This is a genomic window from Gluconobacter sp. GP1, assembly GCF_032913585.1.
Lineage (GTDB): Bacteria > Pseudomonadota > Alphaproteobacteria > Acetobacterales > Acetobacteraceae > Gluconobacter > Gluconobacter cerinus.
This window is the reverse complement of the sequence record NZ_JASGXC010000006.1, coordinates 16,990-39,759: the sequence shown is the minus strand read 5'-3', so window position 1 is coordinate 39,759 and position 22,770 is coordinate 16,990. Positions and strand designations below refer to the sequence as shown.

Here is a 22,770-nt window from a genome sequence, read left to right as displayed (position 1 = left end):
ATGGGAATGAACGTCGGAGGAGGCGGCGGTGACGACGAGGTGGTGTCGGCAATCAACACCACCCCCCTCGTCGACGTCATGCTGGTGCTGCTGATCATCTTTTTGATCACCATCCCAGTCGCCACGCATACTGTGAAGCTGAAGCTGCCGGTTGATGCAAATCAGCCGACCCAGACTAAGCCAAACAATGTTGTTCTGGCAGTGACTGCGAATGGCCAGGTTTTCTGGAACACCACCCTGGTCCCTACGCATCAGGATCTGCTGAACCGCCTCGTAGAGGTAGCCAAGCAGAAGCCTCAGCCACAGGTCCAGATCCGTGGTGACGGTGCTGCCAAGTATCTGGCAGTTGGCCAGGTGGTCGCTACAGCTCAGGAAGCTGGTATCGCTCACGTGGACTTCATCACCGAGCAGCCCCACACGAACTGAAGGTCTGCCGGGCCGTTATAGAAAAACGGTCCGGCAACCTCTTTCAAGTCACCCTTTTGGAGAACCGCCGTCATGGGCATGAGCGTCGGATCGGACAGCACGCACGAAGACGAAGGTATCGTCGATATCAACACCACGCCGTTGATCGACGTGATGCTGGTGCTGCTGATCATGCTGATCATCACCATCCCGCTGCAGACACATTCGGTGGCGATCGATCTGCCTCAGGGCAATCCTCCGCCGTCTACCGAACAGCCCAAGCTGGTGACTGTTAGCATCAACTACGACAACAGCATTTCGTGGAACAGCGAGCCGGTCAGCTCGGAAGCAGCACTCCAGGCCCATTTCCAGGCCGCTGCTGCTGAAGGGGATCAGCCTGAAGTCCACATTCATCCTGACCGTCTTGCCGATTATAAAACGGTTGCCCACGTCATGGCTGACGCTCAGCGTCTCGGCGTGACCAAGCTGGGTATCGTCGGTCTGGATCAGTTCATGGAAGGACAGTAATTCGTGTCTTTGTCCCTTAACCGCCGTCTGAGCGCCCGCTCCCTTCTGCTGGCTGGCGCTATTGGTGCAGCTCTTGTTGCTGGGCCCGCTGCCCATGCTGATGATGTGCTGGGCCAAGCTGTCGGCAAGGATCTTCAGCAGGCGCAGAGTGCTCTTGCCGCGAAGAGCTATGAAAAAGCCATGGCTGCGGTTGATGCCGCAGATGCGGTCAAGGGCAAGACGGATTACGAATCCTATACCATTGCCCAGATGCGTGCAGCGGTTGCCGCTCAGTCCGGTAACGTGGCTGCGGCAACTAAGGCGTATGATGTGCTTATCAACAGCTCTCGCACGCCGAAGGCTGCCAAGGGTCAAATGTTGATGGCTCAGGCCACCATGGCTTATGGCGCCAAAAACTATGCGGCTGCCATTCCGCCGACCGAGCGCTATCTGCATGAGCACGGGCCCGATCCGCGCATGCAGACCATGCTGATCCAGTGCTACTATCTTCAGGGTGACTGGAAGGGAACGGCCAAGGCTGCTCAGGAGCAGGTGGACGAGACGATCAAGGCAGGTAAGATTCCTGCCGAAAATCAGCTTCAGATGCTTGCCACGGCTTATACGAACCTGAAGGATGCGGACGCCAAAACGCACGCTTACGTTCTGCTGGCCAAGTATTATTCCAAGCCTGATTACTGGGCGATGCTGATCCATGATCTGGTCGCAAATCCTAATCTGGCACCGCCGCTGGTTTTCTATGTTGAGCGTCTTCGTCTGGCGACGGGTGTCCTGAAGGATCCGTCTGACTATCAGGATATGGGCGAGCGCGCTGTGCAGTTGGGTCTTCCCCAGCTTGCGCTGAACCTGCTCAATCAGGGTTACGCCAACAAGTCGCTGGGTAACGGTCCGACGGCTGCTGGCGATGCAAAGTTCCACGCATTCGTTGCACAGCGTGCTGCTGCCGATCGTGCACAGCTTGCACAGGCTACTGCTTCTGCTGCCACAGACCCTTCTGCCGGTCCTGCCCTGACAACGGGTTATAATCTCGTTCTGAACGGTCAGGCTGATCAGGGTCTTGCCCTGATGAAAACGGGCCTGGGCAAAAATCCACACTATCCAGATTTGGCTCAGGTCGAATTTGGCATGGCTCAGATGGATGCAGGCCATAAGGCTGATGCCATCAAAACCTTTGAATCCATTACTGGTAATGGTCCTGCAAAGGATGTTGCTGAGCTCTGGGCTCTCTTGTTGTCTCGTCCTGCCGCTCACTGAGCTGGATAAGAGCTACAAGTTCAAGGAAAACGCCGGGGTCATTCCCGGCGTTTTTTTTGTTTAAAAAGGCAGGACCGAGTCCATGACCTGCTGCCCGTAGCGCGGCGTCTGGATCTGGGTAATGGTCCCTCTGCCACCGTACGAAATGCGGGCTTCTGCCATTCTGTCGTGAGTAACAGTATTGTCGGCCGTAATGTCCTGTGGTCTGACAATGCCACTGACCCCGAGTTCGCGTAGCTCGCTGTTAACCCGGACTTCCTGTTTTCCCATCACGACAAAATTGCCGTTTGGAAGAACCTGAGTGATGGTTCCTGCCAGACGAAGCGTCACCGTTTCATTCCGGATGATCTTTCCTGTCGCGCTGCTATCGCTACTGCTGGCTGTGTTCAGACTGTCAGCGCCTGTGACCGCGCTGATCACCCGTCCTTTGATGCCAAACAGATTGGGAATCCCGAATTTTTCGTCTGCTGCCCGATTGGCCGTCGTGCCGTTATTGAAAGCAGCGTTATCGGTGATGTCCACAATGATCGTGACCAGATCTCCGACCTGAGAGGCGCGCTGGTCCTTGAAGAATGCACGGCTGCCACTTCGCCACAGGCTGGAAGCTTCTTGCGGCGGGGGACGCAGGGGCGGCATTGGCATTGTGACCGGACGATAGCTGGCTGCCAATGTGGGGTCGGTGATTGACGTCATGCGGGGTGGGCGACCTACCTCGGAGAGTTGGGCCAGCGAGTTACAGGCGGAGAGGGCGGGAATCAGCCCCAATAGCCCCAGGCAACGCACAGCATGACGAGATGGAAGCAGCATGTGTGGGGCAATTCCGTTTGTTATGAACAAAAAGACCCAAACATATATTTCGTAAAAAATGGGTTAACTCTGCCCCTGGACGGCCCCTTTAGCGCACTTTTCTCCGGTTTGTGAAAGTTACAATATCCATATTATCCCACGTCTAGGGTTCATGCCGTGCAAGGGGCAGCATTTGCAGGATGGAAGCTGATGTCGTCGTGTGCATAAACAGGGTGGGTTGAAGCGACATCAAGGAAAATTCATTTTTGAGCGGTGATAGTTCGATAAGCGATCACGTAAAAAGCGATACGGAAGAAAGCTGCATGGCCGTTGTGCGGCGTATGATCCGTGTTGCTGTTTCCGTATGTGTGCTGTCCTCGGCCGGTGGCGCCATGGCCGCCGAACCGGCGTCTGAAACGTCTTCGCCCGAAGGACGTACTGCGTCAGATCAGGCCAGTGGGGAAACAGAGGCTGCACCGTTGTCAGCAGGGGCTGCGGAGCTTTTGCCCAAAGCGTCGGCCTATGAAGACCTTGCTGGAAATCTGTCTGCTCCGCCTTCGCTTTTTCCTTTTGTGAATGATGCTCATGGTTGGTTGAGGCGCCATGGAACGATTGCCCAGTTCGACAATATGAACGAGATGATGGGCGCCGTGACGGCTCCGACCAAAGGGTATGGTTACAAGCAGGGCGCGTCTAATGCCGGACAGTATGCTCTGAATATTGTCACGGATTGGAACCGTCTGGCGAAGCTTCAGGGCTTTGCGACTCATGTGATTTTCATAGGACGCTACGGCACAACGGCTAACCGCATGTTTGGAGACTGGCTCGCTCACAGTCAGGAAACCTACGGTGGTGGCGGAAACGTCGTCGTGCATCTTGTGATGGCATATGGGGAGCAGCACCTGTTCCAGAACCGACTGGCAATCGCAGCGGGCCGTATGTCCCAGCTTTCGGATTTTGCCGCCGGTACTGTGTTTTGCTCCTTCGTGAACAATAGCTTCTGCGGTCGGCCCAAAGGTGCTTCTGACAGTGCCTATTATAGCTCTTATCCGGCGTCTGTCTGGGCGTTGCGTGTGAGAGGGCGTCCCTGGCGGCGGGATGTTTATGTCGAGACGGGTGTCTATTTTGCGGAAGAAGGCATTTATTCGGTCGCGCAGCACAGAACAGGGTTCAAGCTGAATGGCTCGAATATTGTTGGCGAAATCTTTCCCGTAGAAATCGGATGGCAGCCCATCTTCCGTCGCCCTTCCGGAGAGCTGGCGTATCCGGGCCATTACAAACTTGGCATAGCCGTGGAGACGATGGGGCGGTCTGAGAACTTTCTGGATACGTTGGGAAACCCGTATGCGGATAGCGGATATTCTGCTGCCCGACATAGCGGTTCATGGTCCACCTGGCTGATGGTGGACCAGCGGATCAAAGGCTCAAGAATTAACCCACAGGGCGGTGTCACGCTTATGGGGGGCGTTGTATTGAACGAGCCGCGGACTGCACTCAGGGATCGGCAGATCTATCTGGGAGCAACCTGGAAAGGCTTCTGGGCTGCCCGACCGTCAGACTCGATTGGACTGGCGGTCTCGTATGTTCATATCGCGTCAGGTGTGCAGAGAACTGAACGGATTCTTCTGGCTGCCGGCAAGTCTCTGCCTTATCGGGCGACGGGCTTGCAGACGCATCAGGAAGTTGCAGAGCTGAACTACACGTTCGCAATCGGCCGTGCGATGACGTTTGAGCCTGATTTCCAATATTACCATAACCCGAACGGGCAGGTGAACTTACGGGATGCCGTTATGATGGGCTTCAAGAGTCATATCGAAATCTTCTGAATTCGTTACGTGCAGGGAACCGGAAACGGCGCTGATCGTTTCTGATGGCTTCACCGTCTTTTCGGAGGATTACTCCACGTGCGTAAATCGATACTGCTTCTTCTGGCCCTTTCCGTGTCCTGCGTGACGTTGACGGCCTGCGAACACCACCGGACGTTCGGTGAAAAGGTGCGTGACACCGTTGATCCGCCGAAGGGCCCGATTGAACGCGCTGGCCGCTCTGTTGATCGTTCCCTCGGGAACTGATCCGGTACCCCTGCACAAGAGTTGCTCTCTTGCCCCGTGGCTGAATGTGGTCGAGAACGAAGGGATGGCGGAGCGGCCGTACCTTTGTTCGGTCCTAAGATCCGTCAGCATGGGAGAATGATCAATGCCGCCCGTTTCGGAAAATTCGCTTCTTACGTTGTCTAATTCCCGTGGTCCCTCAGGGCGACCAGTGTGAGTGCAGGCAATGCGAATTCTTCTGACGGGTGGTCTTGGGTTTGTCGGCACCCATCTCAAAACACGCCTTAAAGACCGGATGCCCGATCATGTTCTGATTGAAGGGCAATTGGATCTTCTGGATCGTGAGGCCGTAGAGCGTGTTGTGCAGGATACACGCCCTGACGCCTGCATTCATCTTGCGGCTGTGTCATCGGTTCTGGAAGCCAGTCAGGACACGCGGCGCGCCTGGCAGGTCAATCTTGATGGCACAATGAATCTGGCGGAGACGTTTCAAAAACACGCCCGTCACATCAGATTTGTGCATGTCTCCTCAGCGGAAATCTATGGCGCCTCTTTCGCAGAGGGCGTTCCTTTGACCGAAGCGGCGACCGTGGCGCCGTTGAATTCCTATGCTGCCAGTAAGGCGGCCGCAGACATGGCTGTAGGAATGATGGCGAAAGAAGGCCTGCATGCTGTAAGGATGCGGCCGTTTACACAGGCTGGAAGCGGCCAGGATGTGAATGCCATTCTACCCTTTCTGGCCTCTCAGGTCGCTCGGGTTGAGGCGCATCAGCAGACTAGCATTACGATCAACCATCCGGATGTCGGATATGACATTACAAACGTCCGGGACGCGTGTGACGCCTATATCGATGCCCTGACGTTAGAGGATGCTCCCGCGGATGGTACGATTTTGAACATCTGTAGTGGTGAGACCCGAACCGTACAGTCCATGCTGAATGATCTGCTGGAAATGGCGGGAGTTCACCCAGAAGTCCGTTTGGATTCTACTCATCCGACGCCGTCAGGATTGCAGAATATGGTGGGGGATCCTTCTGAAGCCCAACGTATTCTGGGATGGACAGCTCAGATTTCCTGGAAAAATACTCTTGAGGAAGTTCTGAACGACTGGCGTTGGCGTGTACGTTCCTGACCGTTCAAAATTTTGAGCCAGCAGGCAGAGACTGAAATCTGGCTGCTGGCTTGTGCTCAGTGCTGTTCCTGATCGGCGGACTGTGGGCACAGTGCCCGTTCAACCAAGGCGCAAACAATATGTGCGGCGGTAATATGCATCTGCTGGATCAGGGGTGTCCATGCGGAAGGAACGCGGAGCACGAAGTCGGCTTCGGGAATGTCCACGGATGTCTGGCCAGTAAAGACGACGGTTATAACACCCTGTGCGCGCGCAGCCTTGAGCGCCTCTATGATATTCGGCGAACGTCCGGACGTTGTAATGCCGAGGAAAACATCCCCTTTGCGCCCCAGAGCCAGAACCTGCCGGGAAAAGACGTGATCGAAGCCGTAGTCGTTCCCAATGGCCGTTAAGCTGGATGTATCGGTTGTCAGTGCAATAGCGGCTAGTGGCCGGCGGTCATACATCAGGCGTGCCGTGAATTCACCGGCAATGTGTTGGGCATCGGCGGCGCTTCCACCATTGCCTGCCACCAGAAGCTTTCGGTCATCCTGCAGAGCTGACATGATGGTCAGAGCAATTCCTGCCATCATCTCGGAACAGGCGTCATCCTTTGAGAACGCCACCATCGTTTCGGCTGACTGGTTAAGATAGTCCTGCATATAATTCCGCTCGGAAGCAGGAAGGTCATTCAGCAGGGTGGATGTCTGGATCGATGACATCAGGGTCAACAGCTCCTGGAATACGATATAAAAAACGGCGGTAATGCTTCTCGAGGCTCACCGGCATGACACAGAGACAGACTGGCTCAGGGCGCATCTGTCAAGCCGCTGATCTATAAAGCAGTCTCGCTAACTTGTGCGCTAAAGATTGAAACGCTTTTTGTGTGTGGCTCGTTGCAGGCCTGTATCCGTGAGGAGATAGACCCGATGTCACAGCCATCCTCCAGCAATTCGAGTACTCCCTTCCTGACTGCCCTTCGCGCAAGTGAAGCCAATACGCCTGACAGGAGGCGCTGGTGGAAGGAAGCCGTGGTCTATCAGGTTTACACACGTTCATTCTGTGACAGCGACGGAGACGGCATTGGTGATCTTCCGGGCCTCATCAGCCGGTTGGATTACCTGAAATCTCTGGGTGTACAGGTGATCTGGCTGGCCCCGCACTATGACAGCCCGAATGTTGATAACGGGTATGACATCCGGGATTACCGCAAAGTCGATCCCCTTCAGGGGACGATGGAAGACTTTGACCGGCTGGTAGAAGGCTTGAATGCCCGTGGGATGAAACTCATTGTGGATATCGTGGCTAACCACACAAGTGATCAACATGCCTGGTTTCGCCAAAGCCGTGCCAGCCGGGAAAACCCCTATCGCGATTTCTATATCTGGAGGGATGGGCGGGATGGCAGACCGCCCAATAATTATCTGTCCATCTTTGGTGGAAGCGCATGGCAGAAAGATGAAACAACAGGGCAGTATTATCTGCACTATTTTGCTCGTGAACAGCCTGATCTGAACTGGGGAAATCCTGCAGTCCGGAAAGAAATGTACGAGATGATGCGTTTCTGGCTGGACCGGGGCGTTGCAGGCTTCCGGCTGGACGCGATCTGCTTTCTGTCCAAATTACCTGATCTCAGAGACCTGACGCTGGCTGAGATGGAGAGCCTTGAGCACGTCTATGTCACCGGCCCCAAAGTGCACGATTATCTACAGGACATGCATCGGGAGGTTTTTGCAGGCCGGGACCTTCTGACAGTTGGGGAAGCTTTTGGTGTGCCCTTCGATGAGACCCCGGCTTTTGTAGAGGAAAGCCGAGGGGAAATGACGATGGTCTTCCACTTCGAAATTGTTCGCCTTGGTCGCCATGATTGGCAGGTGCAGGATTGGACGATCAAGGATCTCAAAGCGGTTTTAAGAGGGGAAGATACATCGTCTGGACCAGAAGGCTGGCTGACATCCTTTCTGGAAAACCATGATAACCCACGATCTGTCTCATGGTTTGGGGATCCGTCGCCCAAAGGGCACGGCCCATCAGCCAAGGCTCTGGCAACAATGCTCCTGATGCGACGTGGGACGCCCTATATCTATCAGGGGCAGGAAATTGGCATGACGAATATCCGGTTCGATGGGATCGAGGATTTCGAGGACATCAACGCCAGAGGCATTTGGGACAATACTGTTGGCATTGGCAAAATGTCCGCAAAAGAGGTCTTGTCCAGCCTGTCAAAGATCAGCCGGGATAATGCACGAACACCCATGCAATGGGATGGAACGTCGCGTGCCGGGTTTACGACTGGTGTGCCGTGGTTTCGGATCAATCCAAATCATACGGACATCAATGTGGCTCAGCAGGAAGCTGACCCCGGGTCCATTCTGAACTATTACCGCCGCTTGATTGAGCTGCGCGCTACGCATCAGGCGCTGATTTACGGTACATTTGAAGATGTTGATCCAGACCATCCTTCGGTCATTGCGTTTACGCGTACGCTAGAGGACGAGCAGTTTCTTGTTCTGATCAATATGTGTGGGGAAAAGGAACACTATATTCTGCCGCATGGTCTGAAAATATCTGAGGTTCTGATCGACAGGGCATCAGCTCAGGCAGCGGACGTGCTACCTGAGCTGATGCCCTGGCAGGCAGGCGTTTATCGACTTGCACCACCAGCAGACATCTGAAGAGACGTCTGGCCAGTCAGCGGGCCTCAAAAAGTTCTTTGCCCACCAACCCAGACTTCCGCGATTTGCAGCGTGTCATCCAGAACGGTGAAATCGGCCAGAAGGTCGGGAGTGATTGTGCCCCGATCATGAAGGCCAAGATAAGTCGCTGCATTGGTGCTAACGAGCCGTGCAGCCTCCGGAAGTGATTTTCCGGCCTGCACGGCGTTGCGCACAGCCTGGTCAAGGGTCAGGACACTTCCTGCCAGAGAGCCGCCGGGAAGGCGGACAACGCCATCTTGGATCAGGACGTCCTGGCCGCCCAGACTGCTGGGGCCTTCCGGTTCACCTGTTCCCCGCATGGCATCTGTCACGAACAGGAGGCGGTCCCCCATAACGCGTGAGGCCAGACGAAAGCTGGCGGGGTGCACGTGGTAGGTATCGAAGATCATTTCCGCATACGCGGTGTCGCTGCACATGAGTGCCGTTACAGGGCCGGGCTTGCGCCCCTCAATCGCAGACATGGCATTGAAAAGATGGGTCGCACCAACGGTTCCGCCAGCTCCACAGACAAGGCAGATGGCGCGTTCGGCGCCTTCATAATCTGTGGTGGTATGGCCAAGACTGACCCTTACGCCAGCCGCTGCAAAACTGCGCATGGCACTTTCTGCATGGTCCAGTTCGGGAGCAAGCGTGACGACGCGGACACACCCGGTTTCGACAGCCTCCTGAACCCGGTCAGGGGAGGGCGGAATGGCAAAGGGAGGCTGCGCACCCAGCTTGTGAGGACTCACAAACGGCCCTTCCAAATGGGCTCCATGAATGCGCGGACCGTTTTCCACCCCGCGTTCACAGACTTCCGCGACGGCTCTCAGGGCATTCATTACGTCATTCCAGGGTGCCGTAATGGTTGTCGGGAGAATGGTCGTCGTGCCGTGAGACATGTGGAACCGGGACAGTGTTTCAATGGCTTCTACACCGTCCATGGTGTCGGCCCCACCGCCACCGTGAACATGTCCATCAATGAAGCCTGGAAGAATGTAACGGTTGCCAGCGTTTTTCAGCGGCTCAAGATCGTGGATATGGGTGCCGAAGGTCACGCGACCGGGGACGATCCGGTCCCGGAGTACGAGATTTCCATCGAGATGAGAAGTCATTGTTTCTGGTCCAGTGGGAGAAGGCCCGTCTGTCCGTAGCGGCGAGCGTAGAAAAGAACTGCGAGATAGGATGGCAGGACGAGGAGGGCGAACATGGCCTGAAACCCGACATAAGGCTTTAGCAGGACATAGATCTGCGGAATGATCGCACCACCGCTATACGCCATGACAATCAGGGCCGAAGCCAGTGGGGTCCAGGGGCCGGCGCCCCGAATGGCAATCGGGAAGATCGTCGGCATGATCATGGAGTTTGTGGCGCCCAGCAGAGCGACGCAGAGCACCGAGGCGTAACCATGCGTCAGGAAGGCCGCAATGGTTAGGATGCAGCCGCCAATACAGGAGAATTCAAGAAAGCGTTCCTGTGTGATGATGCGTGGAACAACGACGAACCCGGCCACATAACCCGCCAGCATTCCGGCGAGGGTCAGGGACGTGAAGAACTTGGTCTGACTCAGCGGAAGGCCAAAGCCTTGCCCGTATGTTCCGATGGCGTCGCCCGCCATGACTTCGATGCCGACATAGATGAACATGGCCGCAATACCGAAGACGAGATGCGGCCGGAAAATCTTCTCGCTGTTTCCGCTCACGCTAGGAAGTGGTGGGGCCTGAAGTTCCGGCAGGGGGAAAAAGATCACGCCCACGGCAGCGACCAGAAGAACGACAGCCATGCTCATATAGGGCGCATAAATGGCATGGACGAAGCTGTTTAGAATGGCGTCTCGTGCTTCTGGCGTTGCAGCGAGCTGCGCTTTCTCCGCGACATTTCCGATATCGCCCATGACGACTGTGGCCAAGACGATAGGCGCCAGAATGCCGGCGAATTTATTGCAGACACCCATGATGGCGATACGCTGGGCGGCCCGTTCGGACGGACCAAGCAGGCTGACCAGTGGGTTGATGACGACCTGCATCAGTGCAAGCCCTGAACCCAGCACCAGAAGCCCAGCCAGTGCGCCGCCATAAATGCGCATGGAGACAAATTGCCCGAAGAGGGCCACGCCTGCCGCACATAAAACCAGTGCTCCAGACAGACCGCGACGCAGACCCAGTGAACGGGCGACAAACGATGCGGGAATGGAGAACAGGAAATACGACAGGTAGAAGACCAGAGGCACCAGAAAAGCGCTGACGTCTCCCAGTGAGAACGCAACCCGGACAAACGAGATCAGCGGCCCGTTTAGCCAGGTCACAAAACCCATCATGAAGAAGATGGCGGCGGCAACACCAAGTGGACCAAGGCCGTATGAGCCAGTCAGGCTGTCCGGGGAACGGTTCATGTCACTTCGGCTCCACAGGCCTGATCGTACAGGCCAAGAACTGTGTCGATTGCGGAAAGAATAACTGCGCGCGGATGCCGTGGAAGCAGTCCGTCGCGGATTTTTTCGTACTGCACAGGCAGGAACTGGCTCAGAAGCGGATCTGGCAGCCCTGTTTCCTCAAGTTGGCGCAGAAGCGTTTCAACGGCGGCTTCCGCATCCGGCTGCGGCCAGTAATAGCGGATGCGGTCGCTGTACGCATAGTGACGGAGAATGGCGAGCTTGCTCTCTGTGCCTTCGTAATGGCCACGCCACTGCGCGGGCTGCTGCGTCATGATCCGTTCCATGACCGCCCGCAGGCTTTCCTGCTGCGGCAGAAGGACAGAGCGGATGCCGTCCAGCCCATAAAGGGCTTCACGCAGGGCAAAAGTCAGGCCGGGACCGACTTTCAGAAGCAGAAAGCCGTCTTCCACAAGCGCGCGCAGGGCGGGGAGGGGCTGATAATCAGTCGAATGGGCCTCAAAGATTTGGCCCGGCATCTGGTTCAGTGTGGCCGAGAGGGACTGCGCGCGTGGCCGGTCGTAAATCACGACATCTTCCACACCGAATTCTACGCCCGGCTGAACGACAAGCCCGATCACACGGCTCCAGACGTCGTCGCCCAGAACCCGGCGGAACAGCGTTTCGTGAACCTGAAGTGTTGCAGTGGCAGCGTCCGGAGAGGTTGGCTCCAGATGATCCAGAGCCTCAGCCGTACCACCTGGAACAGGGACTTCCGTTCCAATGATATAGACGGCCTGACCGGGAGCCGCGCTTTCGGCGCGCTGTGCAAGGGCGCAGGCGCGCTCGGCAACGGTTTCATCGGAAAGCGCAACCGGTTCGCCCGCGCAGCCCATGCTGGCATCGAGATGCAGTTTGACGAAACCCGCTTTTGCGAAGGCTTCGATCATGGTCAGGGCCTTGTCCATGGCTTCCTGCGGGGGCAGGGATTTCCATGGATTGGGGCCAAGATGGTCGCCGCCCAGCAGAACAAGATGCGCCGGGCAGCCGACCTTAGCGGCAATTCCAAGCACAAGATCCCGGAAATCTGCCGGGGTCATGCCAGTATAACCCCCATCCTGATTGACCTGATTGCAGGTCGCCTCGATCAGAACATGCCTCTTGGTCCGGGCAGCGCGTTGAAGCGCCGCCTCCAGTATCAATGGGTGTGCGGAACAGACAGAGGTCAGTCCTTGACGTTGGGCTTTCGGAACGTCTGGATCGTGCGTCTGGAGAACGAGGTTCAGGAACGGAGAAAGGCTCATGAATCAGGCGATCGTCACAACTTTGGTCAGATGACGAGGGGCCAGAGTATCCAATCCCTTCGAGCGCGCGACATATTCGCCGAAAAGCTGAAGCACTGGCAGAACGACCAACGGGCGAACATCTGCGTCTTCCTTAACGGAAAGAGAGACGGTGCCGGGGCCACCAATGCCGAGAACGCGTGCGCCCTTGCCGATCAGATCCTTGGCAAGAATGCTTTCTTCTTCCAGCGTGTCTGGGTGGTACAGGAAGACGACGAGCGAACTGTCATCAATCAGGCTGATCGGGCCGTGACGGTATTCCAGAGGATGATGCGCTTCCGTCTGGCTGAGGCTCATTTCCTGAAGTTTCAGGGAGCCTTCGCGGGCAACACCATAAAGCGCACCAGCGCCCAGGAACACGAAATGGGAACGCCCTTCGATCAGAGCCTTGAGCTGCGGATCTGCGGCGTTAAGGAGTTCCTCGGCAGCCTTTGTTGTGTCCGGCGTGACGGAAATACCCGCATAACGCAGACCCATCAGCAGCATCAGACTGGCCGACGCTGTCATGACGATGCCTTCTTCCGCATGGGTTTCGGCCAAGACGGTTTCGTCTGCGTTCTTCTCGAGACTGGTCTCTTCCGCGCAGGTGAAAGCCGTAACGTGTAGACCGTTCTTTCGGCTTTCGATGGCAGCGGCAACCGTCTCAGTCGACTCTCCGCTGCGTGAAAGAGCTAGAATGTTTGGGCGGATTGAGGACGGTACATAATCCTGCGGGCGGCGTGTCCACTCGTTGCCTGCAACAGCACGCGAAAACACACTGTTGGCGTTCAGGCTTGCCGCGATTGAATCCGCAATATGAACGGATGTTCCACATCCCACGACGACCGTGAAGGTCTCCGGGTCCGGATGCACATCCTGCATGTCTACCTGGTTCCAGAGGGGAAACTGTTCGCGAATACCGCGCTCAGTAGCGTTCATAAGAAAACCTTTCAGGCCCCTGAGCCTACGGTGTCGAGGGTACGGGAGAGGGATTGAATCCAATGTGTATCTGCGGCCCATCCAGCCTGGCGGGCAGCAGAAATGAGGCCTCCGCCAATGGGAGGGAGAAGAGGCGGGCGAGGCGCTCCGCATTGTTTTGCGATGGCATTTCGCAGGTACGCGCTTTGAAGCGTACCGCCCGCATAGCTCCAGGGAAGGTCTAATCCCGGCATTTTTCTACGCGCCGCAATGATATGCGTGGCCAGATCAGATGCAGCCTGATCCAGAAGAGCCATGGCCGTGACACAACCGTCTTCAGCAAGGGCAGACACATGGCGGGCGAGAGCTGCAACGGCAGAGCGAGGATGCTCAAGGGTGCCATACCACTCCAGAAGAGCAGGTGTGCAGAGTTCCGGGCTGGATGGCAGGCCCATGGCTGCAGTGAAGGGCGCCAGGAAGCAGGCGTCCTGCGTGTTCCGACCATCGAGAATGTGCGTCAGAAGTGCCAGGGCGTTTCGGCCGATCTGGTAGGCGCTGCCTTCATCGCCAAATAGGCTGCCCCATCCGCCGACCCGGCAATGCTTGCCCGCAGCATCGGACGCCCACGCCATGGAGCCTGTGCCAGACAGAAGAAGAATGCCGGGCTGCCCCCCAAATGCGGCTGAACAAGCCATGTCCACATCATTTGTGAGGGAATATGGAATGTCTCTGAGATTTTCGGAGACAGCGTTTTTTTGCCGGGCGCAAAGCGTTTCACTTTCGCCGTATCCGGCCAGTCCAAGTCCGACAGACTGGGTCTCGACAGGGAGCGCCTGCAAAAGGCCTGTCAGCCTCTCGCGCCAGAGGGGTTGGTCAAAAGGGTTTGTTCCGCCTGTCTGCCGGCTGGCGGCGACTGTTCCATCCTGACGAAGGACAACAAGGAGAGTCTTGCTGCCCCCGCCGTCAATCGCTGCGATACAGGGTTCAGTCACGGCCAAGCTTTCTTGCGGGTAGTAGGATCCTGTCTCGATCTGACTAGCCAGAGGCCAGTCATGTCAAGTCATCTTTCTGAGCGAAACGTTCCGATTTCGATCATTTTATGCGTGCTTTTTGAAAAATATGGGTATGCTCCGGCGCACCGTGTCATGGCTCAGTGGGGAGAGCGTCTTTTGGCTTCTGACCGGCTGGCTCAGATCCGGCATTACCTTTACCTGAACGGAATGAGTGGTGTCCACGAGTTGGCCAGACAGGTAGATGCCTCTCTTGCGACGATCCGGCGGGATCTTCAGTTGCTTGAAGAGCAGGGCATTGTCATCCGGACACGCGGCTGTGCGTCCCTGACTGCTTCCATCGATCGAGAGGTTGCGTTTGAGGCGCGGGAAAACCACGCACTCGAACACAAGCGAGCCATTGCGGATCTGGCTTTTTGTCGGATCGAGCGAGGATCAAAGGTTTTCTTTGATGCCGGGACAACCGTTCTGCAGCTCGCGCGGCGTCTGCGCATTTCGCCCATGCCACTGACGGTCTTTTCCAACAACATTATGGTCTCGGAAATGCTGAGCGGTGTTGAAGGTGTCGAGACGATTCTTCTTGGTGGCAGAGTGAGGCATACCAATCGTAGTCTGGTTGGACTTTTGGCCGAGCAGGCACTGGAGAAACTTTGGTTCGATCAGGTATTTCTCGGCGCCAGTGCTGTGCAGCCAGACGCGACGATTTCGACGCCTGATGAGGAAGAGGCCAGGCTCAACGCGCTTATGATGAAGCGGACGGAGACGTGCTTTCTTCTTGTGGATAGTACAAAATTTGCGCGCCACTCCACTTACAGTGTCGGTTTCCTGGATCAGGTTTCCTGTATTTTTACAGATACCGATCTTGATGCCCGACAGGTTCAGTCTCTGCGAGACGAGGGGCATGACGTCGTGCTCGCGGGGCATGCAGAAGGAAAGATATAGGATGCTGAACGAGCCCAAAATTCTGGCTGAGGTTTCAGGCCTGGCTGATCTTTATGAAAAAGCGTTGGGTGAAAATGATCTTCAGACCCTGGATGACCTCTTTTATGCGGGGCCGGAGACAGTCCGGTACGGGGTTGGTGAAAATCTTTATGGTATCGAAGAAATCAGGGAATTCCGGAAGCAGCGTCCAGGAGGCTCTCCGCCACGGGATGTGCTGAAACGCGTCATCACGGTGATTGGTCAGGATGCTGCCGTGGTTGATCTGGAGTTTCAACGCCGGGGTGGTTCCAAAATCGGCCGTCAGAGTCAGACATGGTTTCGTACGCAGAATGGCTGGAAGATTCTGGCTGCGCATGTTTCCCTGATGGCCGACATATCCTGAAGACTGACTCTGAAGAGGCGACGGCAGCAGCATGAATCTTTCGGAAGATAAAGAAATCGAGGTTCTCGCAACGGCGAATGGCCTTGTGATACCCGCTGAATTTCATAAGGGCGTTCGGATGAACCTCGACCTTCTGCGTTCCTATGCGACCCTGATCGAGGGAATGGAACTGTCAGACAGGCTTGAACCTGCGTTCGAGTACGAACCATGAGCGGGCTTGAATTTCGCACGCTGGACATTGCTGCGCGTGTTCGAAGCGGCGAGTTATCTGCAACAGACGTAACCAAAGCTGTTTTTGCAGACATCGCCGAGCGGGATGGAGCATTGAATTGCGTCACGCGTCCCCTCACGGATCGGGCATTTGCCGCTGCCGCTGCAGTTGATTCTGCTGTTGCGGAAGGCCGTGATCCTGGCGCGTTGGCGGGTGTTCCATTCGGGATCAAGGATCTGTTTGATGTGGCCGGTCAGGTTACGACAGCGGGTTCGAAGGTGCTGGCAAATGATCCGCCTGCGACGCGGGATGCCGCACTCGTGGCGCGATTGATGGACGCTGGAGCCATCCCTGTAGCACTGACAAACATGGACGAGTTCGCTTACGGCTTCGCGACGGACAATGCCCACCATGGCGTTACACGCAACCCTCATGCGCCGGATCATCTGGCAGGTGGTTCGTCTGGTGGATCGGCGGCTGGGGTGGCGGCGCGCCTATTTTCGCTTGGTCTGGGGTCCGATACCAACGGGTCCATCCGTGTTCCAGCCTCTTTGTGTGGTGTTTGGGGGCTTCGGGGAACGCAGGGGCGTTTTCCAATTGAGGGTAGCTACCCGTTTGTTGCCAGCCTCGACACAGTTGGGCCTTTCGCAGACAGTGCGGGCGGCCTGAGAGCGTGTTTTGAGGCATTGGTACGAACGGAAAACGCACCTGTTGATGTTGGTGGCTTGAAAGTGGCTCGCCTGGGTGGATGGTTTGCGGAGAATATGTCCGCTTCCATGCAGGAGGCAGTAGACGCACTGGCGGCCCGGCTTGGTGCCAAAAACAGGGTGGAACTGCCTGAAGTTGCGCGGGCGAGAGCGTCTGCTTTCGTGATCAGTGCCTCGGAAGGAGCAGCACTTCATCTGCATCGTCTGCGCACACAGGCGAAAGATTACGATCCGTCAGTACGTGATCGTCTGCTTGCTGGCGCCCTTTTGCCGGCTTCCCTGATTTTTCAGGCGCACCGTCTGAGAAACTGGTTCCGCGCACGGATGCATGAGGCTTTTGCTGATGCAGATATCCTGCTGGCGCCTGCTGTGGTGGGTGAGGCACCGCGCTTTGATCAGCCGTTGATCGAGGTAGGGGGTAAAATGGTCTCTGCGCGTGCCAATCTGGGGCTTTATACGCAACCGCTGACGTTGGCAGGCTTCCCGGTTTTGACGGTCCCGATGAAAACGGCAGGACTGCCGTTGGGAGCCCAGCTTATTGCGCGCCCGGGCAGGGAAGATCTGCTGCTGGCTCTGGGAGAATCCCTTGAGCGGGATGGAACTGCCGAAGCTCGATTGGTCTGAGCATGAGAAGGAGGCGCTTTTACAGGAGCGCCTCCTTCCCTTTAAGTTACCAGGCCGCCACGGACCCATCGCTGCGTGGGTCCGTGGCCCCTTCGAGGCGACCATTCGCGTGCCTTACGATGGCTCCGGCATGTCCCATGATGGATGACATGCCATGAAGCTGCTCAATCACATGTCCTGCATCCTGAAGGGCCTGAACTACGGTCGGATCAAATCCAGGCTCTAGTTTTAGCGACGTGCTTTCCTGCCCCCATGTGCGACCCAGGAGCCAGCGGGGACGGCAAATTGCTTCCTGTAGTGGGACGCCATGTCGGGCATAGCGGCTGAAAACGGCGGCCTGTGTCTGGGGTTGGCCTTCACCCCCCATGGTTCCGTAAACCATGACGCGTCCATCATTGAGGCGCGCAGCGGCGGGGTTCAGGGTGTGGAAAGGCTTTGAGCCGGGAAGCAGGCAGTTCCAGCCAGAGGGTTTCAGGCGGAATGAAGATCCACGGTTCTGCCAGAACAGACCGCTTTGCGGCAGCATTACACCGGAGCCAAACTCGAAATAGAGGCTCTGGATCATGCTGACCGCTACACCGTTGCTATCAATGGCACCCATCCATGTCGTGTCGCCCCACTGGGTTTCTTCCGTCCAGGGGAATGCTTCTGTCATGGAAATGCGGGCGGCCATTTCGTCGAGCGCTGACGGGTCTTGCAGAAGGGCGCGAATATCCTCTTCCGCAGTTGAGCGGCCATCGATTTCGCGATTTCGGTAACGAAAAGCCTGCTTCGTGGCCTCGATCAGTCCGTGAAGGTGTTCATAACTTTCTGGCGCGTCGCATTGGGGAAGACGATCTTCCAGCGCGAGGATCAGCAGAGAGGCTGCACCCTGTGTTGGGGGTGCCATATTATAGAGCGTCCCCATCGAGGTCTGAACATCCAGCGGCGCTTTGACTTCAGCGCGATGAGACAGGAAGTCGTCCAGACGCAGGGGGCTGCCAGCGGCTTCAAGATCGGCCGCCATGCCTTTTGCCAGATCGCCCTCATAAAAACTTCGCAGACCGTGACGTGCGAGGCTTCGGAGTGTAGCCGCCAGAATAGGGGAGGTCTGAATTTCCCCTTCCTGCCAGGGAATATCGTCAGGGATGCAGAAAGACCGAAAAGCCTCGTTTCCGCAAAGCTCTGCCTGCTTTTCCTTCAGAAGTGCGGCTTCGCTCTCCGAAACGACGCGTCCGGTGCTGGCATAATGGATGGCATCGCGCAGGAGGCGATCTAGCGGGAGGGAAGGTTGTTGCTTGGCACTTTCTTTCAGGGCTGCTTCCCATCCAGAGACCGTTCCGGCGACGGTATTGGCCGCCAGACCGCCGCGCCAAGGGATGACGCTGTGGCCAGCCTGAGCATACAGATCCAGCGTGGCATTTCTGGCCAGCCGTCCGCAGGCATCAATCGCAATGGTCTGCCCGTTGGGGTAGGAAATCAGCCAGAACGAATCTCCCCCGAGGCCTGTCATGTGGGGGTAGACCGCAGCCAGTGCGGCCGCTGTTGCTACAATGGCTTCAATAGCTGTCCCGCCATCCTTCAGGACGTCCAGTCCAGCCTGACTTGCGAGGTGATGGGGGGATGTCACCATCCCGCGGAGAGAATTGGGCGTCTGCATGGAAAATACCCGTCAGGCAGGAGGGGAAGATTGGAGGCGGGAGATATGGTCACACAAAGTCTGGATCAGCAGCTCTTCTGGCCCCTGAGCCGTCTGGTGACGTGTGGCCGCAATAAAATCGACATTCGGGATGCGCGGCAGGGAGGGTATTTCGCAAAGGGAAAGCCCATCAGACTCTCGCAGAAACCCTGGCTGCGCCGTAATGCCGTATCCTGCACGGACGGCGGCCAGAATTGCGCTCAGATTGCCGCTGGTGAAGGCGATGTGCCACGGGAGTTCGGCACGGTTCAGAGCTTCGATTGCAAGGCGCCGGGTGACGCTACCTTCCGGGAACGTCACCAGTGGAATGGACTGACCGTCTGAGAAAGGTATTTGCGCCGGGCCGAACCACCGCAACTCCTCGGTCCAGAGCTTCTGGCCGTGCGTCTCGGAAGAGCGACGCATCCCGCAAAGCAGGTCAATTTCGTCATTGTCCAGAAGGCGCGTCAGGGATGCACTGAGCCCGATAGTCATTGTGATCTGAAGAGAGGGATGTGCCGCGCGAAAAACGCCCAGAATTTCGGGGAAACGCGTTAACAGGAGGTCTTCCGTCACACCCAGCCGGATGGTTCCACGTGGTGTACCGTCCCGGAAGTAGGCAAACAGACTATCTTCAACCTGCAGAAGACGCTGGCCTAATGAGACGAGGGCCGTGCCATTTTCTGTCAGGCGTACAGCTTTTGTGCTGCGTGCCAGCAGCCGGGTGCTCAATTGCTCTTCCAGCCGGCTGACATGCTGACTGATCGTGGACTGACTGACACCCAGCATCTGCGCTGCAGACGTGAAATGCAGAGTTTCCGCAACCGCCAGAAACGACTGCAGATGCATGGGATCAAGATGGGTTTGATCTTTCATGCGAATATGTGAGGTGAGTTTTATCACGAGGTCAACTTGATCTGGTCCCGTTATGAGCGCAAACTTTATTCAAGATTGTACGTCCTTCTGGCGGAGACAAAATGACAGCCCACGGAGCCCGTGCCGTTCAACGGTGCCGCATTCTCGTTGAACCTCCATTCAGCGAGACGGCTGGTAGCCTTTTCCGTTTCTGGCTCGGAACATCCTATCGACATACCCTCGCTCAGGTCCAGATCTGGATGGAAGAGGCCGGTATGGATGTGCGGACCGATGCCGTGGGCAATCTGGTTGGTCGCTATGAAGGGACAGATCCGAAGGCGCCGGTTCTTATGATTGGCTCTCATCTTGATACCGTGCGGAATGGGGGAGCCTTTGACGGCAACCTCGGGGTGATGCTGGGAATCGAGCTGGTTGCAGCCTTGAAGGATCAGGGCACGCGCCTTCCATTTCCAATCGAGGTTATTGGGTTTGGTGACGAGGAAGGGTCCCGGTTTCCTGTTCCCATGATCTGCTCCCGAACAATGACGGGGGAGATCAGTGCCGTTCCTCAGGGCGTAACGGATTCTCAAGGCATGACGGTTGCCGACGCGATGCTGGCATATGGCCTGGACCCGTCGCAGCTAAAGAATGCAACGCGCCGACCAGAGGATATTCTGGCCTTTATCGAACCGCATATCGAACAGGGCCCTTGTCTGGAAGCTGCGGATGAGCCCTTGGGCGTCGTGACCGCGATCGCTGCCCAGACCCGTCAGCGCGTCATGGTCAAGGGGCAGGCCGATCATGCTGGTACTACGCCGATGACTCTACGTCGCGATGCGCTAGCCGGGGCTGCGGAGATGATGCTGGCAGTAGAAAAGCGTGGGTTGAACGGGGCCGGAAATCTCGTGGCAACGGTTGGGCAAATAGAAGTGACGCCCAACACGTCGAATGTCATTCCCGGCGATGTCTGGTTTTCACTGGATATGCGCGCAGGCTCCAATGAGGTGCGTGACGCACTGGCTGAAGACATCCGGTCTGATATTCGCGACATTGCGAACCGGCGTGGACTGGATGTCTCCTTTACGGCTCCACAGCAACTGGCAGCGGCAGCGTGCTCTCCGGGGATCATTGAACGATTTGCTTCGGCTGTTGAAACGGTAACAGGGCGCTCTGCCCCTCGGCTTCTCAGCGGTGCCGGGCACGACAGCATGGCTATGGCGGGCTTCTGCCCGATGGGTATGCTGTTTATTCGCAGCCCGGGTGGTCTGAGCCATCATCCAGATGAAACAGTGCTTGTGGAAGACGTTGAACTCGCCCATCGCACCCTGCTTGCTTGCGTCAAGGAATTTCAGTCATGACTTCATCTTTTGCTCAAATTGATCCGCCATCGCGCCTGCTGATGGGCGCAGGGCCTGCCAATGTGCACCCACGCATTCTACGGGCCATGGCAACGGACGTCATTGGCCAGATGGACCCCGAAATGACGGCTTACATGGATGAAACCATGGCGCTGTACCGGGAAGTCTTCCAGACAAAAAACCACTGGACGCTGCTGATCAACGGTTCCGCCCGTTCGGCCATTGAGGCTGCTCTGGTTTCGCTGGTTTCTCCGGGCATGAAGGTGCTTATTCCGCGGATCGGGCGCTTTGGCCTTCTGCTGACGGAAATTGTTCATCGGTGCGGCGGTATTCCCTGCACTGTGGATGTGGAGTGGGGGCAGGTTGTTGATCCGGCCGCCATTGAAGCTGCCATCATCGAACACAAGCCTGGCCTTGTGGCGACCGTGCATGGCGATACGTCCACCACAACTGCCCAGCCACTCGCTGAAATCGGGGCCATCTGCCGCCGTCATAACGTCCTTCTCTACGTCGATGCGACTGCTACGCTGGGCGGAATGGAGTTCAAGACGGACGCCTGGAACATCGATGTCGCAACTGCCGGGCTTCAGAAATGCCTTGGTGGACCGCCGGGATCTGCACCGATCACGCTATCGGATCGTGCTGTAGAAGCCATCCTGCGTCGGCGGCATGACGAAGCCGGTATTGCGACAGGCCAGCCGCAGGGTGAGGGGCCGGTGATTCAGTCGAATTACTTCGATCTGGCGATGCTCATGAATTACTGGTCTCCGGCACGGATGAACCATCACACTGAAGCGACGTCCATGCTTTATGCGTCCCGCGAGGCTGCTCGGATCGTGGTTGAGGAAGGTGTGGATGCACGTGTTGCCCGTCACACGCGCGCCGGACGGGCCATGGTGGCGGGTCTGCGGGCGATGGGGCTGCGCGTCTATGGCGACGACGCTACGCGGATGACCAATGTGACTGGCGTATGGGTTCCTGAAGGGGTTGATAACGCCCGGGTTCGCGAGCTGATGCGCAAGGACTTTGAAATCGAGATCGTCTCGTCTTTCGGTCCACTGACAGGCAAGATCTGGCGTATTGGCGCGATGGGTGTGAATGCGCAGAAGCACAAGGTTCTGTTGACCCTTGCGGCCTTTGAAGCCGTTCTCGCAGGTGAGGGCGTCAAGCTACCCCGTGGGGCCGGAGTAGATGCGGCGCGTGCTGCCTGGGATGCTGCCTGAAGTCTTTCGCAGTCAGATCAGGCCGGATTTAACTTTTCGGATGATTTTTCCGGCCTGACCCACTTTTCTTGCCACCGCCACTCTCCTTGTTGACGGTTGCCCAGGCACGGCTCTCAGCTTCTTTCTTAGGGACGCCGTGTTTTTCATAGTTTTCTTCGATGTGCTCAGCCTGGCGTTTCTGTTTGTCTGTGTAGGCTGATTTGTCTCCACGTGGCATGGTCTGTCCTCCTGAAAACAAGGTCTGAAGCGGCATTACGCTTTAAGAACCGTCAGGTTTTGCCAGTAAGATGGCCGGATGTGGTATTTTCATAGAATGTAAGACAGTTTTCTTTCATTAAGGGCTTGCCAAGCTCAAAGCCGTT

At 56.7% G+C, this 22,770-nt stretch carries 22 protein-coding genes and 1 pseudogene; 13 read left to right on the top strand and 10 right to left on the bottom strand.

The genetic code is table 11. The features are described 5' to 3' along the window. The 3 genes from R5H23_RS13410 (at window position 1) to R5H23_RS13400 (ending at window position 2,184) form a co-directional block, all read left to right on the top strand. Entirely contained in the window at window positions 1–426 is a 426-nt protein-coding gene (locus R5H23_RS13410; RefSeq protein WP_086633118.1) for a biopolymer transporter ExbD, read from the top strand. Window positions 427–498: 72 nt separating this feature from the next. After that, window positions 499–933: a biopolymer transporter ExbD gene (locus R5H23_RS13405; protein ID WP_046900240.1), complete on the top strand. Its 435-nt coding sequence runs from the start codon at window positions 499–501 to the stop codon at window positions 931–933. Between the two features lie 3 nt (window positions 934–936). Continuing rightward, window positions 937–2,184 carry a hypothetical protein gene (locus R5H23_RS13400; RefSeq protein ID WP_317215742.1) on the top strand — a complete coding sequence of 416 codons (1,248 nt, stop codon included), beginning with the start codon at window positions 937–939 and terminating at the stop codon, window positions 2,182–2,184. A gap of 60 nt (window positions 2,185–2,244) precedes the next feature. Here R5H23_RS13400 and flgH read toward each other — a convergent pair whose 3' ends face one another. After that, window positions 2,245–2,991, bottom strand: coding sequence for a flagellar basal body L-ring protein FlgH (gene flgH / locus R5H23_RS13395; RefSeq protein ID WP_046900238.1), 747 nt, complete (start codon window positions 2,989–2,991; stop codon window positions 2,245–2,247). 302 nt (window positions 2,992–3,293) lie between these two features. Between flgH and R5H23_RS13390 the strand changes: the two genes are divergently transcribed. The 3 genes from R5H23_RS13390 (at window position 3,294) to R5H23_RS13380 (ending at window position 6,153) form a co-directional block, all read left to right on the top strand. Continuing rightward, the gene (locus R5H23_RS13390) at window positions 3,294–4,796 is read left to right on the top strand and encodes a carbohydrate porin (protein WP_317215741.1); all 1,503 of its coding nucleotides are present in this window, start codon (window positions 3,294–3,296) and stop codon (window positions 4,794–4,796) included. Window positions 4,797–4,874: 78 nt separating this feature from the next. Then, window positions 4,875–5,042: a hypothetical protein gene (locus tag R5H23_RS13385; RefSeq protein ID WP_167386170.1), complete on the top strand. Its 168-nt coding sequence runs from the start codon at window positions 4,875–4,877 to the stop codon at window positions 5,040–5,042. 205 nt (window positions 5,043–5,247) lie between these two features. Further along, a complete protein-coding gene (locus R5H23_RS13380) occupies window positions 5,248–6,153 on the top strand; it encodes a GDP-mannose 4,6-dehydratase (protein ID WP_317215740.1) in 906 nt (301 codons plus the stop codon). Between the two features lie 56 nt (window positions 6,154–6,209). Here R5H23_RS13380 and R5H23_RS13375 read toward each other — a convergent pair whose 3' ends face one another. Beyond that, window positions 6,210–6,854: a D-sedoheptulose 7-phosphate isomerase gene (locus tag R5H23_RS13375; protein WP_211499079.1), complete on the bottom strand. Its 645-nt coding sequence runs from the start codon at window positions 6,852–6,854 to the stop codon at window positions 6,210–6,212. 207 nt (window positions 6,855–7,061) lie between these two features. On the opposite strand from R5H23_RS13375, the gene R5H23_RS13370 reads away from it, so the two are divergent. After that, complete coding sequence (locus R5H23_RS13370; RefSeq protein WP_317215739.1) at window positions 7,062–8,807, top strand: alpha-glucosidase; 1,746 nt, start codon at window positions 7,062–7,064, stop codon at window positions 8,805–8,807. 26 nt (window positions 8,808–8,833) lie between these two features. Here the strand turns inward: R5H23_RS13370 and nagA are convergent, their stop codons facing one another. Genes nagA through R5H23_RS13345 form a run of 5 tightly spaced genes read right to left on the bottom strand, consistent with a single transcriptional unit; the run spans window position 8,834 to window position 14,431 of the window. Beyond that, complete coding sequence (nagA, locus tag R5H23_RS13365; RefSeq protein WP_317215738.1) at window positions 8,834–9,943, bottom strand: N-acetylglucosamine-6-phosphate deacetylase; 1,110 nt, start codon at window positions 9,941–9,943, stop codon at window positions 8,834–8,836. After that, window positions 9,940–11,220, bottom strand: coding sequence for a glucose/galactose MFS transporter (gene gluP, locus R5H23_RS13360; protein WP_317215737.1), 1,281 nt, complete (start codon window positions 11,218–11,220; stop codon window positions 9,940–9,942). The genes nagA and gluP overlap by 4 nt, the downstream gene beginning before the upstream one ends. Next, window positions 11,217–12,503 carry a D-tagatose-bisphosphate aldolase, class II, non-catalytic subunit gene (locus R5H23_RS13355; protein WP_317215735.1) on the bottom strand — a complete coding sequence of 429 codons (1,287 nt, stop codon included), beginning with the start codon at window positions 12,501–12,503 and terminating at the stop codon, window positions 11,217–11,219. The genes gluP and R5H23_RS13355 overlap by 4 nt, the downstream gene beginning before the upstream one ends. A gap of 3 nt (window positions 12,504–12,506) precedes the next feature. Next, entirely contained in the window at window positions 12,507–13,460 is a 954-nt protein-coding gene (locus tag R5H23_RS13350) for an SIS domain-containing protein (RefSeq protein ID WP_317215734.1), read from the bottom strand. 11 nt (window positions 13,461–13,471) lie between these two features. Beyond that, complete coding sequence (locus R5H23_RS13345) at window positions 13,472–14,431, bottom strand: BadF/BadG/BcrA/BcrD ATPase family protein (protein WP_317215733.1); 960 nt, start codon at window positions 14,429–14,431, stop codon at window positions 13,472–13,474. 60 nt (window positions 14,432–14,491) lie between these two features. Between R5H23_RS13345 and R5H23_RS13340 the strand changes: the two genes are divergently transcribed. Genes R5H23_RS13340 through R5H23_RS13325 form a run of 4 tightly spaced genes read left to right on the top strand, consistent with a single transcriptional unit; the run spans window position 14,492 to window position 17,315 of the window. Further along, window positions 14,492–15,391, top strand: coding sequence for a DeoR/GlpR family DNA-binding transcription regulator (locus R5H23_RS13340; protein ID WP_317215732.1), 900 nt, complete (start codon window positions 14,492–14,494; stop codon window positions 15,389–15,391). Between the two features lies 1 nt (window position 15,392). Continuing rightward, entirely contained in the window at window positions 15,393–15,773 is a 381-nt protein-coding gene (hpxZ, locus tag R5H23_RS13335) for an oxalurate catabolism protein HpxZ (protein WP_064274221.1), read from the top strand. Window positions 15,774–15,804: 31 nt separating this feature from the next. Continuing rightward, window positions 15,805–15,984: a DUF4089 domain-containing protein gene (locus tag R5H23_RS13330; RefSeq protein WP_046900228.1), complete on the top strand. Its 180-nt coding sequence runs from the start codon at window positions 15,805–15,807 to the stop codon at window positions 15,982–15,984. After that, a complete protein-coding gene (locus tag R5H23_RS13325; RefSeq protein WP_317215731.1) occupies window positions 15,981–17,315 on the top strand; it encodes an AtzE family amidohydrolase in 1,335 nt (444 codons plus the stop codon). The genes R5H23_RS13330 and R5H23_RS13325 overlap by 4 nt, the downstream gene beginning before the upstream one ends. A gap of 46 nt (window positions 17,316–17,361) precedes the next feature. Here R5H23_RS13325 and R5H23_RS13320 read toward each other — a convergent pair whose 3' ends face one another. Together R5H23_RS13320 and R5H23_RS13315 are read right to left on the bottom strand one after the other, a co-directional pair. Beyond that, window positions 17,362–18,927: a gamma-glutamyltransferase family protein gene (locus R5H23_RS13320; protein WP_317215795.1), complete on the bottom strand. Its 1,566-nt coding sequence runs from the start codon at window positions 18,925–18,927 to the stop codon at window positions 17,362–17,364. Between the two features lie 39 nt (window positions 18,928–18,966). After that, window positions 18,967–19,848 (bottom strand): LysR family transcriptional regulator, encoded by an 882-nt coding sequence (locus R5H23_RS13315; RefSeq protein WP_099213289.1) that lies wholly within the window; start codon window positions 19,846–19,848, stop codon window positions 18,967–18,969. A 101-nt stretch (window positions 19,849–19,949) separates the two neighbouring features. Between R5H23_RS13315 and R5H23_RS13310 the strand changes: the two genes are divergently transcribed. Continuing rightward, window positions 19,950–21,185 carry an allantoate amidohydrolase gene (locus R5H23_RS13310; RefSeq protein ID WP_317215730.1) on the top strand — a complete coding sequence of 412 codons (1,236 nt, stop codon included), beginning with the start codon at window positions 19,950–19,952 and terminating at the stop codon, window positions 21,183–21,185. Continuing rightward, window positions 21,182–22,408: an alanine--glyoxylate aminotransferase family protein gene (locus R5H23_RS13305; RefSeq protein ID WP_211497141.1), complete on the top strand. Its 1,227-nt coding sequence runs from the start codon at window positions 21,182–21,184 to the stop codon at window positions 22,406–22,408. The genes R5H23_RS13310 and R5H23_RS13305 overlap by 4 nt, the downstream gene beginning before the upstream one ends. A 49-nt stretch (window positions 22,409–22,457) precedes the next feature. Here R5H23_RS13305 and R5H23_RS13300 read toward each other — a convergent pair. Next, window positions 22,458–22,625 (bottom strand): annotated as a pseudogene (locus R5H23_RS13300) (plasmid stabilization protein); the annotation flags it as partial. Between the last annotated feature and the right edge of the window lie 145 nt (window positions 22,626–22,770).

Excerpts from the sequence above, each read along its gene's own strand:
- R5H23_RS13410 (WP_086633118.1), top strand. The coding sequence starts at position 1 with ATGGGAATGAACGTCGGAGGAGGCGGCGGTGACGACGAGGTGGTGTCG.
- R5H23_RS13405 (WP_046900240.1), top strand. The coding sequence starts at position 499 with ATGGGCATGAGCGTCGGATCGGACAGCACGCACGAAGACGAAGGTATC.
- flgH (WP_046900238.1), bottom strand. The coding sequence starts at position 2,991 with ATGCTGCTTCCATCTCGTCATGCTGTGCGTTGCCTGGGGCTATTGGGG.
- R5H23_RS13390 (WP_317215741.1), top strand. The coding sequence starts at position 3,294 with ATGGCCGTTGTGCGGCGTATGATCCGTGTTGCTGTTTCCGTATGTGTG.
- R5H23_RS13380 (WP_317215740.1), top strand. The coding sequence starts at position 5,248 with ATGCGAATTCTTCTGACGGGTGGTCTTGGGTTTGTCGGCACCCATCTC.
- R5H23_RS13375 (WP_211499079.1), bottom strand. The coding sequence starts at position 6,854 with ATGTCATCGATCCAGACATCCACCCTGCTGAATGACCTTCCTGCTTCC.
- R5H23_RS13370 (WP_317215739.1), top strand. The coding sequence starts at position 7,062 with ATGTCACAGCCATCCTCCAGCAATTCGAGTACTCCCTTCCTGACTGCC.
- nagA (WP_317215738.1), bottom strand. The coding sequence starts at position 9,943 with ATGACTTCTCATCTCGATGGAAATCTCGTACTCCGGGACCGGATCGTC.
- gluP (WP_317215737.1), bottom strand. The coding sequence starts at position 11,220 with ATGAACCGTTCCCCGGACAGCCTGACTGGCTCATACGGCCTTGGTCCA.
- R5H23_RS13355 (WP_317215735.1), bottom strand. The coding sequence starts at position 12,503 with ATGAGCCTTTCTCCGTTCCTGAACCTCGTTCTCCAGACGCACGATCCA.
- R5H23_RS13350 (WP_317215734.1), bottom strand. The coding sequence starts at position 13,460 with ATGAACGCTACTGAGCGCGGTATTCGCGAACAGTTTCCCCTCTGGAAC.
- R5H23_RS13340 (WP_317215732.1), top strand. The coding sequence starts at position 14,492 with ATGTCAAGTCATCTTTCTGAGCGAAACGTTCCGATTTCGATCATTTTA.
- hpxZ (WP_064274221.1), top strand. The coding sequence starts at position 15,393 with ATGCTGAACGAGCCCAAAATTCTGGCTGAGGTTTCAGGCCTGGCTGAT.
- R5H23_RS13330 (WP_046900228.1), top strand. The coding sequence starts at position 15,805 with ATGAATCTTTCGGAAGATAAAGAAATCGAGGTTCTCGCAACGGCGAAT.
- R5H23_RS13325 (WP_317215731.1), top strand. The coding sequence starts at position 15,981 with ATGAGCGGGCTTGAATTTCGCACGCTGGACATTGCTGCGCGTGTTCGA.
- R5H23_RS13320 (WP_317215795.1), bottom strand. The coding sequence starts at position 18,927 with ATGGTGACATCCCCCCATCACCTCGCAAGTCAGGCTGGACTGGACGTC.
- R5H23_RS13315 (WP_099213289.1), bottom strand. The coding sequence starts at position 19,848 with ATGAAAGATCAAACCCATCTTGATCCCATGCATCTGCAGTCGTTTCTG.
- R5H23_RS13310 (WP_317215730.1), top strand. The coding sequence starts at position 19,950 with ATGACAGCCCACGGAGCCCGTGCCGTTCAACGGTGCCGCATTCTCGTT.
- R5H23_RS13305 (WP_211497141.1), top strand. The coding sequence starts at position 21,182 with ATGACTTCATCTTTTGCTCAAATTGATCCGCCATCGCGCCTGCTGATG.